This is a genomic window from Ignavibacteriales bacterium (genome assembly GCA_015709675.1).
GTDB lineage: Bacteria > Bacteroidota > Ignavibacteria > Ignavibacteriales > Ignavibacteriaceae > H2-BAC3.
In genome coordinates this window covers 3,113,085-3,128,711 of sequence record CP054182.1, presented here as the reverse complement: position 1 = coordinate 3,128,711, position 15,627 = coordinate 3,113,085, and the positions used below count along the sequence as shown (strand labels likewise).

Here is a 15,627-nt window from a genome sequence, read left to right as displayed (position 1 = left end):
TAAATATCAGAAAGAATTTATTGTAAATTGATTATAAAAGCCAATTATAATAAATTGGAGTTCAAAATAATTAATTTTCCTTATGATTGAAACCTATATACCATTATTCCTTGTCTTCGGATTTGCAATAGTTTTTGCCGTTGGGACGGTTATGTCCTCCGGTCTCTTCGGTCCCCAGCGTCCGAACGAGGAAAAACTCTCCACGTACGAAAGCGGGATGAAACCCGTCGGCACCGCTTTTGAGAGGGTATCCGTAAAATATTACCTGGTCGCGATGTTATTCATCATTTTTGATCTTGAGGTAATTTTTGTCTATCCGTGGGCAGTCCAGTTTAAGTCTCTGTATAATGATCCGGCAGTAGGAACTACGGCTTTTTATTCGATGTTATTGTTTTTGATAGTGTTTGAAATTGGTTTTCTTTACGTATATAAAAAAGGAGGCTTTAAGTGGGATTAGAAGCAATCATTCAGCAGGAAGGTTTTGTAACCACCACCATTGACGCAATTACCGGCTGGGCAAGAAAAAGTGCCGTATGGCCAATGCCAATGGGTATTTCATGCTGCGCTATCGAAATGATGGCCTCAGCAGACCCGAAATATGACATTGCTCGTTTTGGCTCAGAGGTTATGCGTTTTACACCCCGCCAGTCAGATGTTATGCTGGTAGCCGGTACGGTTACCTACAAGATGTCAAAAGTGGTGAAAAAAATCTACGATCAGATGCCTGACCCGAAATGGGTAATTGCCATGGGAGCATGCACCTCTACCGGAGGAATGTACCGCTCATATTCAGTGGTGCAGGGAATTGACCAGTTTTTACCGGTTGATATCTACGTGGCAGGATGCCCGCCAAGACCTGATAATCTTCTTAACGCTCTGATGCACATTCAGGAAAAAATCGGCAATACAAGAGCGCGGGATTTCCAGGATCTTCCAAAATCTCTTATAAACCAGAATTAAACATATGCGCGAAACATTAGAAAAGCTCCTGACGGAGCAATTTCCAGGGGTGCAGTTTGACTTTTCTGAATTCAGAGGAGAACTGACTATTAGTTTTCCGAAGGATATCGTTATAGAACTGTGCGATTTCCTGAAAAATGAGCCCCAGCTTGATTTTGTTCAGCTTGAAGACGTTACAGCGATTGACTGGGCAAAAAGAACCAACCGTTTTCAGGTGGTTTATCAGATGTTTTCTATAAATAATAAATTCCGGCTCCGTCTGTTAACTTCGGTGGATGAGAGCGAATGCGAAATTGATTCTGTCTATTCCATCTGGAAATCCGCAGACTGGGCTGAGCGCGAAACATACGATATGTACGGCATACACTTCAAAAACCATCCGGATCTGAGAAGAATGTATATGCCCGAAGAATTTGAATATCATCCTCTCCGGAAAGATTTCCCGCTTATGGGAATTCCCGGATCACTTCCCCTTCCGAAAAAGTAGAAGTACTCTATGCAGAAATTAACCAAAGATGATGTGCATCCGAAAATAGTTCAGGCACTCCTTGCCATGGACTCAGATATCACCGTTGAGGATGCGTTAGAAAATGAAATGGTACTTAACATGGGACCGCAGCACCCTGCTACACACGGCGTGCTCCGGCTGCTGCTCCGTCTTGACGGCGAAACAGTTGTTGCCTGCGTTCCCGAGTTAGGGTACCTGCACCGCGGTTATGAAAAGATGGCTGAAAACATGGGCTATCTTGAATATATACCGCACACCGACCGTCTTGACTATCTTTCTCCTCCGGCCAACAATGTTGCTTACGCGCTTGCGGTAGAGAAACTGCTTGATATAGAAGCCCCTAAACGCGCTCAGTATATACGAATGATGATGAGCGAGCTTTCACGGATCGCTTCACATCTGGTGGCAATCGGCGCGCTGGCAATGGATGTAGGAGCACTTACGGTATTCCTGTGGGGTCTGCGTGAGCGGGAAAAAATACTTGATCTGTATGATGTAATCTGCGGAGCACGATTCACCACAAGCTATACCCGTATCGGCGGTGTTGCGCAGGATATTGACGCAGGCACGCTGCGGGGTGTAAAGGATTTCATAGAGCAGCTCGAAGAAAAACTTGATGAGATGGAACGCCTGCTCAACGGAAACAGAATTTTCCTTGAGCGTCTTGAAGGTATTGGCGTTATCTCAGGTGAAGATGCATTAAGTCTTGGCTTAACCGGACCTTCACTCAGAGGAAGCGGAGTGGCATACGACCTGAGAAGGGCAGCGCCATATCTTTTCTATAATGAGATGGATTTTAAGGTTGTCACCTTCAATGAAGGGGACAGTCTTGCCCGTTATTTTGTAAGGGCAGATGAAATCCGTGAGAGCGTAAAGATTATCAGACAGGTGATTGACAAAATGCCTGCAGGTGAAATTATGCTCAATGCTCCCAAAAAGGTGCTCCCGAAAAAAACAGAGATATACTCCAGAATGGAAGAGCTGATTCACGACTTCATGCTGGTGAACTTTGGCACTAATCCGCCAAAGGGTCAGATATATCATGCGGTTGAGAATCCTAAAGGAGAACTCGGATTTTATATCGTGAGTGAAGGTGAAGGACATCCATGGAAATTGAAAATCCGTTCCCCCTCCTTTGTTAATTTACAGTCCCTGCCTCATCTGGTAAAAGGGCACATGATTTCAGATGTTATTGCGATTATCGGAAGTATTGATCCGGTGATGGGCGAAGCAGATAAATAACAGGATTTAAGGTACATGAAATTTCAGTTCACAGAAGAAAATCTCCGGAAAGTTGAAGCGGCAATTGCAAAATATCCGCAGAAAAAAGCGGCAGTAATGCCGGTGTTATATATCGTTCAGGAGCAGCACGGCTGGATCTCCGGCGAAGCAATGACCGAAGTAGCCCGCATTCTTGAGATGACTCAGGAAGAAGTTCTTGGCGTGGTAACATTTTATACGATGTACCACAAAAAACCGGCTGGCAAATACCACATCCAGGTTTGCACAAATGTTTCCTGCATGCTCCGCGGAGGATATGATATCTACAATGCCGTCCGCGATAAACTGAAACTGGAAAACGGAGGCGTATCTGAAGATATGCTCTTCTCCCTTGAAGAAGTTGAATGCATGGGCTCCTGCGGCACTGCCCCGATGATAGCGGTCAATGAAGATTATCATGAGAACATTGATACCGAAAAAACTCTTCAGATTCTGGACTCACTTAAATAAGATTGTATGGAAAAAATAGTTTTACCCGATATACCAAATCTCCATCAGCTTGATGTATATAAAGCAAACGGCGGCTACCAGGCAGTAAAAAAGGCCTACGGCCAGTCACCCGATGATATTATAGATCAGGTGAAGAAATCAGGTCTCCGCGGCAGAGGGGGAGCAGCATTCTCCGCCGGTCTGAAATGGAGCTTTATGCCCAAAACAACCTCCAAGCCGAAATACCTTTGCGTGAACGGCGATGAGAGCGAACCGGGCTCATTTAAGGACAGACAGATTTTTGAGTATAACCCTCATCAGCTGATAGAAGGCATCCTTATTACCTGTTATGCAATTCAGGCGAATAACTGCTACATTTATATAAGAGGCGAGTATCATAAGTGGATTAAGCTGATGCAGAAAGCCCTTGACGATGCCTATGAAGCAGGTCTGGTTGGCGAGAAGATGAAAGAAACATTCGGCACGCAGTTCCATTGCAATATTTATATTCACAAGGGAGCCGGAGCATATATCTGCGGAGAAGAATCATCATTGATGAACTCCATTGAAGGGAAGCGCGGATATCCGAGAGTTAAGCCGCCATTCCCGGCACAGAACGGTCTCTGGGGCTGCCCCACCACAATTAATAATGTAGAGACCATTACCAATGTTCCTCCGATTATAACCAAGGGCTGGGAGTGGTTTTCAGCCATCGGGGAGCCAAAACACCCTGGAACCATATTATTTGGTGTCAGCGGCCATGTGAATAAGCCAGGGGTATATGAACTCCCGTCAGGCACACTGCTTACTGATATTATTTATAAATATGCCGGCGGTGTTCCGGGGGATAAAAAAATCAAATGCGTTATTCCCGGCGGATCTTCGATGCCTCCGCTCAGAGGCGATAGTCTGGAGGGGGTCAAAATGGATGCAGAATCTCTCAGGGCAGCGGGCTCGGCAATTGGTACCGGCGGTATCATGGTTATGGATGAAGATACCGATCTGGTGAAAGTTCTTGCCAGAATAGCGAAATTTTACCATCATGAAAGCTGCGGACAGTGCACCCCGTGCCGCGAAGGTACGGGCTGGCTTGAAAAGCTTCTCAAAAGAATCCTCAGAGGCGAGGGTTCAACCCATGATGTTGATTTGCTGGTAACTGTCGCGAATAATATCGAGGGTAATACCATCTGTGCGCTCGGCGAGGCTGCTGCCTGGCCGGTTAAATTCATGGTGACCCGGTTCAGAGATGAATTTGAAGCTCGGGTTTCTGAGAATTATCAGCTTAAAGTTAAAGAAAAGGTACACTCCATGAGGCAGACCGTTAATCCGCTGAGTGATATAACAGTCTGATTCCTAAACATTTTAAGGCGGTGTACCCCGTAAATCGGGATTGCGCCGCCTTTTTTATTTTAAAGTCCGGAATTCAGATTATTATTACATCTGTTTCATGTGCAAATTCGTATAATTAATGTGAGGTCATGTGGCTGGATTTGCCGGTTTGTCCGGTTCAGCAGAAGTAAATATCATCAAAGAAATCGTCCATAAACAGGAGCGGGCGCTTGGTGAGTTGTATGACCTTTATGGTAGTCTCTGTTACAGAATCATTTACCGGATTACCCGGGACAGAATGCTTTCAGAAGAATTGCTGCAGAATGTATTCATAAAAATATGGGAAAATGCAGAGTCTTTTTCTGAACAAAAGGGGAGCGTTTACTCATGGATTACCGCGATGACCAGAAACCTGGCTATTGATAAAATCAGGTCGAAGGAATTTAAGGAAGCTCAGCAATTCAGCGAAACTCCGGATGATTTTTCCGAACATGAAAACTCAGTAACCCGGAATGGTCTTCAGTCCATGCTTATAGATGAAACCGCTGAGCGAATCATTAAAGCATTGAAGCAGATACCGCCAGAACAGAAACTTGTTATTGAAATGTCATTTTTTGAAGGAATGACCCATACCGAAATTTCAGACACTCTTGAACTGCCACTTGGAACGATTAAAACAAGGATGCGGCAAGGGCTTATTAAACTTCACAGATTACTGGAACAGTACAATGAAGGACATGAATAAAACGAAACGATTTAAAGAATTGCTTTTTCTTGAGAAGTTTGACCTTCTCACCAATGAGGAACGAATTGAAATACTTGAGCTACGGGAACAGGACCCGGAATTAGCGGACGCTCTTGAAAAACATAGCACTGATGCCTATAACAGTCTGGCGCTTTCAGCACAAAGCCCTGAGCCATCCAACCGGATTAAAAGAGTGATTTTAAGCAGAATTTCGAAAAGAAAAAAGTTATTTGCTCAGGAGAAGGATTCGATTTTTTCTACCATCATAAATTTTGTTGTGGGGCACCCGGCTGCCTATGCTCTTGGAGCGGCTGTTATTGTGGCAGCATCGGTTATATATATTCAATTTAATCAGGTAACCGAAAAGCAGGCGGAGCTTGTCTCGCTCATGCAGAGAAACCGGGTTTATGCTGAACTTGCTCAGACTATCTATCCGGATAAATATATGTTATTTAATCTTCATACTTCGCCGGACGGATTGCCCGCCAAAGCCAGAGTTTTTCTCACAAAGGATAACTCTACAGGGTTGTTTCAGTCAGAAACAAAACTTCCTGCTAATAAGAAAAAAGATTATCAATTGTGGTTAGTAAAAGACAGTAAGATGATTAACGGGGGAGTACTCCAGATCTTAGATGAAGATTCAGTATTATATCATCCTTTGATGAATCTGCCTATTGCTGACCTTGAACAAATTGAAGGTCTTGTTATCACCGTTGAGCCCAAAGGCGGGGTAGATGCTCCCTCAGGTGATCAGATAATAATAGGAGTGCAGGCACCGAAGGAGTATTGAGGTAGGTATTTTTACCGCCTGCAATTATACCTGGTAAGCAAGATTTAACCTTGCTGCTTAAACGGGTTGGTGATTTTGTTTTGCACTGCCGGAAAACAATCCGGCAAATAATTCAGTATTAAATCTGGGTTATTTGCATATCTATATTACATTTCAGTAAATGTTGAGTTTTGCCGGCATTAATGAATTGATGAAATTTTTTTATGGTTTTTCTTATCTAAGATTCATCATACAACGGCTTTTCAGAGATTCAGCGCACTGCACTTGGGAAGAATTGAGCTCTCAATAAACTGATTTTATTTTTACCGAATTTTTCACTTGACTTTTTAAAAAAGAGTTTTTAGGTTTGTGGCGTATTCAAAACAATTTAAGGGTCCTAGTATGAAAACCAAATTTTTCCTATTTCTCGCTTTCTTTTTAATCGCCCCCCCCCCCCTCGTTTGGGCACAACAGTGGCAGTCTGTAGTTACGACTTCCATTAATGAGCCCTACCTTGACAAATTAGACCAATTTGCCAATAGGGATGGGATTCACTTAGCACTTAGAGAGGGGCAAAACGGCTCAATTAAGTATTACCGGCTTAATACTTCCGGGTCAGTTGTTTCATCAGCCACAATTTCTTCTTCGGGTAATTTCCCTTCAATAACAGGTTCAAACGATAAGGTTTACATCATATATCGTGATGGTGGCTATATAAAGGGAAAATATTCAACAAATGCAGGGAGTAATTGGACGAACATTAGTGAAATTGACATTTCAACAAATACCTGCAATAGCTTGGATGCTGTCTATGATAATAATTCAGTTCACCTTGTCTATTCACTTCAAAATAATGGATATAACTATGAATCTTATTATTACAGACTAGCGCCAAGTAATGAGTGGTTGGATTATAAAGAAGTTACAGATGAATATAGCGTTGTGGGCGGGTATGCCAGCGTAACAGTTTCTCAGGACAGAGTCCATGTTTCTTTTAATACCGGTTATAATCAAAATCCTGGTAATCAGGGAACTGCAAGAGTAAGAGATAAGTATCAGTCAACCTGGGGAAATTCTCAGGTAGTTTTTGGACCATCACCTGCATCTTCGTTAGAAAGAATTGGGGTAGGTAATGGAAACTTATTTAATTTTTACTATGAGTTTGTTGGTGGGATGGGATTGTTTTATAATAATCTCAATGTAAAAATGCGGGCAGTTGGCAGCACAACCTGGTCATCAGCCGAACAACTTTTCCAAGCAACCAATGTAATGGCTCCAGTTTCGTTTGTCACAACATCGAATGGGTACTCACATATCCTGTATGTAGGCAATCATCTTGAATTTAGAACACATAACAATATTTCCTGGAGCAGTGTAACTGAGATCGAGCAAGGCAGTTCGATAAGTATTTCAGATATGACATCTGTCTCGAATGACATTTATTGTGTATGGAAATATGGGATTGATAATTACCTTAAATTTAAGCAAAATGATGCTGCTCCTTTAGCACCACAGAACCTTGCACAGGTGAACCAAACAGGACATCCGCGGCTGGAATGGAGCAGGAATAATGAAGCTGATATAAACGGCTATAAAGTATATAGAAAATATGGTACTGCTTCATGGGCTTACTTAGCAACTACTACAAATCTATACTATGTAGATAATACGCTGAATTTGAGACAAGCCGGGGATCCTGCTGGTACACAGATTCAATACAAATTAAAGGCAATAGATTTGAACGACAATGAATCTGAATTTTCAGGCACGGCAAGTTGTTATGTTGTTGGGGGTGAGCTTAGTAAGGAATTCTCTGGCAACGAAGAGATGGAAGAATTAGATTATTCAGTATTTGCAAATTATCCAAATCCATTTAACCCGACCACAAAGATTTCTTTTGCTTTAGAAAGTGAACAATTTGTAGATTTGAGGATATTTGACATGAATGGTAGCGAGGTGGCAATATTGATTAATCAGCCGCTTACAAAAGGAATGCATACAAAAGTGCTTGATGGACAAAACTTACCAAGCGGGATGTATGTTTGCCGGTTGATAACGGCCAAAACTGTTCGAAGTATTAAATTAGCTTTATTAAAATAATCTGTAAAAGTGTTCCTGCTGGTCATCATCTAAACCAGATGATGACCAGCTTTCATTCTGTATAAATGGAGAATCTTATGAAGAACATTGTATTATGCCTTTTGTTTTTGCAGATTATATTTCTGCATGGTCAGAATTTGAAGCAAATAAAGCAGGAGTTGTTAAAGCAAAACATTGAAAGTGAGTTATACAATAATTCGGACAGTTTGCTATTGATAAAATATCCTGGGGGTAAATCCATTGTAAAAGGTATTTATCCTGAACAAGGCAATCTTCCTGTTGATGGAATAGACACAGTTGTAATAGATGTTCTAAATGTAGATACACTTTTATACCACGATCGCTACACATTTTGGAAGGAGGTTAATGCTACTGGCGGTTTTGTAGCCCCAGTATTGATTGGTGATGTTAACAAGAATGGGATAACGGAATTTTATGGAAGCGATTTATATTTTTTAGATGCCCCCAATGGTCCTTTTCCGGTGAAAATATTTGAATATGATTCTCAACTCGACAATTATATCATCAGACATATATATAAGGATACACTACTGAGAGCCAAAGCATTGTATGATATAGATAATGATGGTGACCTAGAGGTATATATTCAGACTTTTCCAGGCAGTAAATATGGTTTTGTTATGAATGCGCCAAGTGATACATCCTTCCCCGTTAATGAAATGATGCTAAACGATATGGGGTATCAAATGAATGATCCGACTTTTGGGGATTTCAATCTTGATGATAATACTGATTTGGTTTATTATTCACTTGCATCACCCGGTAGAAACTTTATTAAGACTGTTAATTCTCAGCAAAATGGTTTTGACAGTGTTTATGAATTCAGACAGGAGGATGTATATTCCGCAGGATTTTCAGCAGAAGACATTGATGGTGACGGATATGCTGATATAGTATTGGGTAATGTGAAGGGTAAAATCCAGATACTTGAATATTCACCAGTACTCGGTACCTACACGAATTCATGGACGGGTACTGTTGGACATTCAAATCCCTATATGCATGCCGCAAGTAATGATATAGACGGTAATGGAAGGAAGGAGTTTTGGGTCGGCGGAGATGCCTTCCGGAACGGAGTTGGTATTACGCGCTTCACTGCATTTGAAGCAACAGGAGACAATCAGTATCAGCAGGTTGCAAGAATTGAAATACCAGGGATCTTCTCGTTTGCTGCCTATAATATGCTTGCAAAGGATATTAACGGTGACGGTGTAGAAGAACTTATTGTCTGTCTGGACAATGTGTTTTTTATATTAACCTTCCGCGGATTTCCAAATGAACACAATTATGCTCTCTATTATGTTAAATTTAGAGATAAAGTACCCTCTGGCGTCAGCAGTGAATACTTTGGCGGAACCATGTATGATATTGACGGTGACGGAAATATGGAAGTGATTATATCTCAGGACTATATTACACATAATTTTAATTCATTCCAGGTGAGAGAGTTTTCGAAAATTTATAAACCAACAATTGGTACAAGTTTAGAAGATGAAATAATCTCTCCTGATGATTTTTCAATTACAGCTTACCCTAACCCATTCAATGCAACTCAAACCTACGAGGTAACGGTACCACATCATGAAGGGTTTGAAGTGGTTATTTATGACATAATGGGCAGGCAGATTATTACTTTAGCAGAAGGAATCAGTACCGGAAATCGGGAAAGATTTAACTGGAACGGAAAGGATGAATCTGGTACGAACCTATCATCCGGTATTTATATTGTGCGACTGCAAACTAAGATTGGTACAAAACAGATAAAATCGGTTTTGTTGAAGTAAGATATATTTCAAAAAATAGCTCCAACAGTTTTTGGCTGATGGAGCTTTTTTAATTGAACTAACTGAGCTATTTTGCCCCAAGCTCAAGTTTAAGCTGAATTTTTTCTTCACCACGGGTTACATCAAGGTCAACAATATCACCGGGGACTAATTCCTGCAGAGCATAAACATAATCGTATATGTTATTAATCTGTTTTGCACCAAATTTGGTAATTATATCACCTCCGTGCAAACCTGCTTTTTTAGCCGGGCTGCCTTCATTAACACCCGTAATTTTAAGCCCCTGACCTGAATAAGCATAATCGGGGATAGTGCCTACATAAACTTTCCAGCCGCCCATTCTCTGATTGTCTTTTCTTGGTACATTTACATATTCTGGTCTGGAGCTCATTTGAGATATATCCATGACCATTGCAGCCACATACTTCACCACAGCTTCAAGCCCGGTATAGTTTATCTTTTCCGCATCGTCACCGGGTCTATGGTAATCAGAATGGGTGCCAGTAAAGAAAAACAACACAGGGATATTTTTTCCATAGAATGAGGAGTGGTCACTTGGACCATAACCTTCATCATTAAAGGTAAGATTAAGATCCGCGGGCTTGTTTTTATTGAGCATCTCTTTCCAGCCGGAAGAAGTGCCTGTACCGTAAACAATGAGCGCACTGTCAGTAAGCCGGCCAATCATATCAAGATTGATCATTGCTGTAATCTTCTCATTAGCAACAACAGGATTATTCACCATGTGGGAGGAACCAAGAAGTCCAAGTTCCTCACCAGAGAAACCTGCCAGGATAATACTGCGTTTTAACTGTTTTTTGTTTTTACTGAGATATTCTGCCAGCTCGAGAATACCGCTTGTGCCTGAAGCATTATCATCTGCTCCGTTGTGAATCTGCGGTTCATCACCGCGATAAAGTGAGTTAGCTCCTCCCATACCAAGATGATCGTAATGTGCACCGATGACAATATATTCATCTTTCAGGTTTTTATCAGAACCGGGGATGATACCAGCTACATTAATTCCTTCTTTTTTAACTTCGGCAACACCGGTTTCCAGTTGAACGGTTACTCCAGCTACTGAAAAGGAATGCGGTTCACCATCAGCTTTTATTTTCTCCTGAAGTGATTTAACGGTAAATCCGCTTTTGGAAAGCATTGCATCTGCAGCAGAGCGGGAGATATGAACGGCTGCAATTCCCGGTACAGAGGAGGCACGGTCATAAGTGAGTTTCTGCAGTTTATCTTCTTCAACAGGAGCCGGACCGTTCACAAAGAGAATGGCTTTTGCGCCTTTTTCTTTTGCAATGTTTGCTTTGTAACGGAATGATGCGAACTCTTCAAGCTTTGAATGGGGATTATCATACTCCGGATTGTAACGGAGAACTAATACAATCTTGCCTTCAAGGTTCAGACCTTCATAGTCATCATAGCCGTTGTCTTTGGAAGATATCCCATAGCCGGCAAATACAACTTCACCTGAAACGCTCAGGGAAGAACTGAAGCCAAGCGGGATGAAGTCTTTTTCAACTACATATTTTTTGTCGGTTGATGAGAAAGTAAAGCTGTTATTTCCTTTTAACTCAACACCTGAGATGAAAGGAAAATTCTGAAACCAGCTTCCATTAAAGTATGGCTTTAGCCCGAAGCGCTTAAACTCCTTGCTGATATATTCGGCTGCTGCCTTTTCTTGTTCAGTGCCGGTCATTCTGCCTTTGAGTTCGTCAGAAGCCAGATGAGATATATGTTTCCTAAAATCTTTTTCTTTGATTTCAGGAGAAGTCTGGGCATAAGCAGAAGAAAATATTCCTAAGGTAAACAATGCAGCCAAAGCAGACTGATAAAACCTGTTATTCATTTACCCACTCCGCAATAAAAATATTGGTATCATTGGGATTTTTGTTATATCGGTTGGAAGCAAAAATCAGCTTCTTACCGTCAGGAGTAAAGAAAGGGAAGCCGTCAAAAGACTCATTATAAGTAATCTGTTCAAGACCGGTACCGTCAAGATTTATGGTATAAAGATCAAAGTTTCTTCCGCTCTTGCTGTTTATATTGGAAGAGAAGATGATTTTCTTGCCGTTTGGATGGAAATATGGAGCGAAACTTGCTTTCCCAAAGTTTGTGATCTGTTTCATATTGCTGCCGTCTGCAGCCATCACAAAAATTTCTAAAGCCGTAGGACGTACGTAACCGCTGGTTACCAGTTCATTATAATCTTCAAGTTCTTTTTCAGTCTTTGGTCTGCTTGCGCGGAAAACGATTTTACTTCCGTCATGCGAGAAGAATGCACCGCCATCATAACCTTTTTCAAAAGTGAGGCGTTTCTGATTGGAACCGTCTATATCGCAAACGTATAATTCCGGGTCACCATCACGGAGAGAGGTGAAGATAATTTTATCACCTTTAGGAGAAACTGTTGCTTCTGCATCATAACCTGGTGCATCGGTTATCTGGCGGATATTGCTGCCGTCGGCATCTGCGATAAACAAATCAAAAGATTCATATAACTTCCAGACGTAACCTTTTGATCTGTCAGGCGGAGGTGGGCATTTTTCATCAAAATGATGTGTGGATGCGTATATAATCTGTTTGTCCCCCGGAAGGTAGTAAGCACAGGTGGTTCTTCCTTTTCCGTTCGAAACCATTTTTTGGTTTGAGCCGTCAGTGCCCATGGTGAAAATCTGGTCACATTCCAGATCACCGTCCGTTTTCTGAAAAATTAATTTATCACCCGAGAATGAAAGGTACGCTTCCGCATTTTCTCCCTGGAAGGTGAGCATTTTGATATTTTTTAGACGCTTTTCACCCTCGAATCTCATGGTGTCTGATTGTGCCAGGGTGAGGGAAGTGAGAATAAACAGAAAAATGTAAAGTTGTTTCATAGCAGGTTGTAAGGTTAATGAAAAGAGTGGTTAATTATTCCGGAACGTGTACTAAGAAATACTCCTTTGCGCTCTTTCCGATTGAAACAGCTTCGCGCATGGTCATATGCATATCATCAGGAGTTTCATCATCATGTCCGGCTTCAAGGATTGCTAAATCAGCATCCTTTGCATTGCGTACTAACGCTTCGCAATATGCTGTGTCACCGCCATAGCAGATGCGGGTATCGCCGTAGGTGAAATTATAGCCTAAAGCTGGAACGATACGGCTTTTACCGGTTTCGATTGAAATTTCTTTGTGGATTACGGGGAAAGGCTTAACAGCAACTTCCTTTGTCCTGAAAGTGGAATGTTTGGAAATCTTTTTAAGAGCTATTTGATAAGTTGTGCTTTTTGCATAAACTTTGCTGAAAGCACTATAAATGCTTTCTATCTCAACACAGCCGTCCGGGTAATAGATGTTGAGGCGGTCGCTCTTTCTCACAACACGTAAATAGGTGAGGAATGACCAGACACCTCCCACGTGGTCATGGTGGCCGTGGGTGATAAATATATCTGAAATTGCCGCGACTTTTTCAGCGCTGAGCTCCTTATTAATATCGCGAAGTATGCCGTCACCCGGATCAATAAGGAAATGATTTTTACCAGCCTGCAGCAGTATTCCCGTGGCGATATTCGGAATTGAACAGAATATCTTTATAGAGAAGTTCTTTTTGGCCCAGCGAATGGGATATTTAGAGATAACCTGTTTTGGCTGTTTTTTTGTCATTACATTTCCTTAGACGATAATCTGCGCTACAATTCCCCCGATCAGGAAAGCAAATATCCATGTTGATGCCCAGATAATCAGTCCCTCTTTTAATCCCCTTTCATTAAGCATTACCATGAATGATGCAATACACGGGACAAAGAGTGTTATGGTTATAATTGCCACGGTAACCTGCATGGCGGTCAGTTCAAGACTAAACAGTCCTGCAGCGCCGAAATCTCTGCGCACCACACCCATCACAAAAGCAGTAGCAGCCTCTTTCGGAAGTTTCAGCCAGCTGGTGGTAATAGGAGCGAGCAGGTCCTGGAAATCATATAACCATCCGGTTACCTCCAGTAATCCTACAAACAGCGCTCCTACAAAAAACCATACTGAAGCCTCCTTCATAAACCCAAGAGTTCTGAAGTAAGTTTTCTTCAGAACATTTCCGCCTCTTGGAATTCTCATGATCGGAAGATCAATTAAGAGAGGGGAGGACTGTCCTGGAAGAAATTTATTCAGGGTAGTTGATATCAGGATTAAAACAGTGAAAATTACAAATACATAGATCAGCAAAGAGCTTAATCCGGCACCGCTAATAAGAACGGCGATAACGGCAAGCTGTGCGCTGCAGGGTATTACAAACTGCAGAATTGCGGTCGCAATGGTCTTTTCCCTGTCCGTACCAAGAATTCTTGTGGTTATCGTGGCCATCGTCACGCATCCAAAGCCAAGAAGAATAGGAATTACAGCTCTGCCGTTAAGACCTATGCGGGTGAGAGACCGGTCCATCATGGTTGCAAGCCGGGGGAGATAACCGCTGTCTTCAAGCACTGCCATTGCCAGGTAGAAACCAATTACCAGAGGCAGCAGCAGGAAGAGGAGATAGGTCACCGTCATCGAAACCACACCAAACTCTCCGAAGAATAAACGAGGAATTGCATTGGGGAAATTAAATTCCGAGACTGCTCCGGGCTGCTGAGAAAATTCCAGAAATTCATTTTTCTTCTGAGCATCTTCATTCAAATCAGTCGAGAAAGAAAATTCCTTCTCGTTAAGAACTTCCTCATCCTCATTCAGAATCTGTACGGTAATGTCTGAGGGGGTAAATTCCGCCACATATTTCTTAAGATTGTACTCAAATATCGTTTTACCGATATAATCTTCAGTGAAACCGACAACGCGCTGCGAAACCACATCACCGATAAAGAGGTACATAAGGTAAAGCATCACAAGCAGAACAGGAATTCCGGTAAGAGGATTAATACTCAGCCGGCCAAGCAGATTAAAAAACTTGCCTCTTGAACTGTCTTCAAACTCAACGTCCGCGCAGATCTGATTTACACGGTTCCTCCTCTCCACATAAATCATCTCACGGTCGTCCGCGGTTCCGTTTTCAGCACCATGTTTTTTTGCGTAATGCTCATCTCCTTCAAGTATCAGGAGTGCATCAGCACGGGGGAGCGAGGTATATGGTTCTCTGGAAAGGAGTTTATCAATTTCTTTTGTTGTGTGTCCCTGGCGTGCATTTTGTATTGCTTCATCCAGAAATTCAAAGCCCTTCTTATCAACGGCAGATGTCTCGAATACAGGAACGCCAAGAAGATTGGAAAGTTTTGAGGCATCAATTTTGATTTTTTGTTTTCTGACTTCATCAGAGAAATTAAGAAGCACTGAAATTTTCTTCCCCATATCAATCAGCTGCATGGTAAGGAAGATATCACGTTCCAGGTGCAGCGAGTTTACGACGTTTAATACAATATCAGAATCAACAATTACATCTCGTGCTACTTTTTCTTCATCATTGAACGATGAAACTCCGTAAACACCAGGGGTATCAAGAATTTCGTAATTTTTGTAATGACCTTTTGAAATTGAAACTGTGGTACCCGGGAAGTTCGAAACGTCAACATACATTCCGCTCAGGTGGTTAAAGAAAAGGGATTTCCCTACATTTGGGTTGCCTACTAAAACAACTGATTTTTTACCTGAACCTCCCGCCGGTGATGACGGGGATATAACACTCCCTGGTGACGGTGCTGCCGTAATGCCCTCTGATTTCATATAT

At 41.9% G+C, this 15,627-nt stretch carries 14 protein-coding genes; 10 read left to right on the top strand and 4 right to left on the bottom strand.

Annotated elements, in window-relative coordinates; all coding sequences use genetic code 11:
• The first annotated feature begins 82 nt into the window (after positions 1-82).
• The 10 genes from HRU80_12150 (at position 83) to HRU80_12105 (ending at position 9,926) form a co-directional block, all read left to right on the top strand.
• Positions 83-457: an NADH-quinone oxidoreductase subunit A gene (locus HRU80_12150; GenBank protein QOJ29583.1), complete on the top strand. Its 375-nt coding sequence runs from the start codon at positions 83-85 to the stop codon at positions 455-457.
• Positions 448-960 (top strand): NADH-quinone oxidoreductase subunit NuoB, encoded by a 513-nt coding sequence (nuoB, locus tag HRU80_12145; GenBank protein QOJ29582.1) that lies wholly within the window; start codon positions 448-450, stop codon positions 958-960. Before HRU80_12150 ends, nuoB begins: the two co-directional genes overlap by 10 nt.
• Before the next feature lie 4 nt (positions 961-964).
• The gene (locus HRU80_12140; GenBank protein ID QOJ29581.1) at positions 965-1,447 is read left to right on the top strand and encodes an NADH-quinone oxidoreductase subunit C; all 483 of its coding nucleotides are present in this window, start codon (positions 965-967) and stop codon (positions 1,445-1,447) included.
• Between the two features lie 9 nt (positions 1,448-1,456).
• Positions 1,457-2,710, top strand: coding sequence for an NADH dehydrogenase (quinone) subunit D (gene nuoD, locus HRU80_12135; protein ID QOJ29580.1), 1,254 nt, complete (start codon positions 1,457-1,459; stop codon positions 2,708-2,710).
• A 15-nt stretch (positions 2,711-2,725) separates the two neighbouring features.
• Positions 2,726-3,199, top strand: a complete 474-nt coding sequence (nuoE, locus tag HRU80_12130; protein QOJ29579.1) for an NADH-quinone oxidoreductase subunit NuoE — start codon at positions 2,726-2,728, stop codon at positions 3,197-3,199.
• Between the two features lie 6 nt (positions 3,200-3,205).
• Entirely contained in the window at positions 3,206-4,528 is a 1,323-nt protein-coding gene (gene nuoF, locus HRU80_12125) for an NADH-quinone oxidoreductase subunit NuoF (GenBank protein ID QOJ29578.1), read from the top strand.
• A 148-nt stretch (positions 4,529-4,676) separates the two neighbouring features.
• The gene (locus tag HRU80_12120) at positions 4,677-5,252 is read left to right on the top strand and encodes a sigma-70 family RNA polymerase sigma factor (protein QOJ29577.1); all 576 of its coding nucleotides are present in this window, start codon (positions 4,677-4,679) and stop codon (positions 5,250-5,252) included.
• A complete protein-coding gene (locus tag HRU80_12115) occupies positions 5,245-6,042 on the top strand; it encodes an anti-sigma factor (protein ID QOJ29576.1) in 798 nt (265 codons plus the stop codon). The genes HRU80_12120 and HRU80_12115 overlap by 8 nt, the downstream gene beginning before the upstream one ends.
• Before the next feature lie 381 nt (positions 6,043-6,423).
• Positions 6,424-8,121 (top strand): T9SS type A sorting domain-containing protein, encoded by a 1,698-nt coding sequence (locus tag HRU80_12110; protein QOJ29575.1) that lies wholly within the window; start codon positions 6,424-6,426, stop codon positions 8,119-8,121.
• A 77-nt stretch (positions 8,122-8,198) separates the two neighbouring features.
• Positions 8,199-9,926 (top strand): T9SS type A sorting domain-containing protein, encoded by a 1,728-nt coding sequence (locus HRU80_12105; GenBank protein ID QOJ29574.1) that lies wholly within the window; start codon positions 8,199-8,201, stop codon positions 9,924-9,926.
• A gap of 67 nt (positions 9,927-9,993) precedes the next feature.
• On the opposite strand, the gene HRU80_12100 is transcribed toward HRU80_12105, so the two are convergent.
• Genes HRU80_12100 through HRU80_12085 form a run of 4 tightly spaced genes read right to left on the bottom strand, consistent with a single transcriptional unit; the run spans position 9,994 to position 15,623 of the window.
• Positions 9,994-11,784 carry a M28 family peptidase gene (locus HRU80_12100; protein QOJ29573.1) on the bottom strand — a complete coding sequence of 597 codons (1,791 nt, stop codon included), beginning with the start codon at positions 11,782-11,784 and terminating at the stop codon, positions 9,994-9,996.
• On the bottom strand, positions 11,777-12,811 hold the full coding sequence (locus tag HRU80_12095) for a PD40 domain-containing protein (GenBank protein ID QOJ29572.1): 1,035 nt from the start codon (positions 12,809-12,811) through the stop codon (positions 11,777-11,779). The genes HRU80_12100 and HRU80_12095 overlap by 8 nt, the downstream gene beginning before the upstream one ends.
• Positions 12,812-12,845: 34 nt before the next feature.
• Positions 12,846-13,580 (bottom strand): ribonuclease Z, encoded by a 735-nt coding sequence (locus tag HRU80_12090; GenBank protein ID QOJ29571.1) that lies wholly within the window; start codon positions 13,578-13,580, stop codon positions 12,846-12,848.
• Between the two features lie 9 nt (positions 13,581-13,589).
• The gene (locus tag HRU80_12085; protein ID QOJ29570.1) at positions 13,590-15,623 is read right to left on the bottom strand and encodes a ferrous iron transporter B; all 2,034 of its coding nucleotides are present in this window, start codon (positions 15,621-15,623) and stop codon (positions 13,590-13,592) included.
• Positions 15,624-15,627 lie beyond the last annotated feature (4 nt).